Raw genomic sequence first — 568 nt, 5'->3', positions numbered from 1 at the left:
GCAACTGAAGTATTATAGATTACGATGAACAAGTCAATAAACATACTTGATAAAGAATATCTGCAATGGGTGAAAGACCTTTGCGGTCGCTATCGTCAAAGCCAAATAAAGGCAGCGGTGAAAGTAAATGTGGAACAGTTGAAATTCAACTGGCTTTTAGGTCGTGACATTGTTGAATTGCACGTAGAAGAACGCTGGGGCGAAAGTGTTATCACTCGATTGAGCAAAGATTTACGTGAAGCTATACCCAATGCGGCTGGTTTGTCAAAGAGCAATATTTACTATTGTAGGAAATTTTATTTGTTATATAAGGATGCTCTGAAAACTTTCCACCAACTTGGTGGAAAAAATGAAACGGAATTATTCCACCAAGTTGGTGGAATATTTGAAGTCCCATGGAGACACCATTGTCTTGATAATGGATAAAGTGAAAGACGATATAGACAAAGCTCTGTTCTATGTTCACCAGACGGTGGAGAACGGCTGGAGTCGTAGTATGCTGCTCAATTTCATTAGCACCGACCTTTATGAGCGGCAGGGCAAGGCACTGACTAACTTTACAAAAACA

At 40.0% G+C, this 568-nt stretch carries 1 pseudogene; it reads left to right on the top strand.

Going from position 1 to position 568, the window contains the following annotated elements:
- Positions 1–24: 24 nt before the first annotated feature.
- A pseudogene (locus HMPREF0106_RS00010) lies at positions 25–568 on the top strand (DUF1016 N-terminal domain-containing protein); the annotation flags it as partial.

Source organism: Bacteroides sp. D22, assembly GCF_000163675.1.
GTDB lineage: Bacteria > Bacteroidota > Bacteroidia > Bacteroidales > Bacteroidaceae > Bacteroides > Bacteroides xylanisolvens.
Note: the sequence above shows the minus strand (reverse complement) of the source record. Positions and strands in the feature narration are given on the sequence as shown.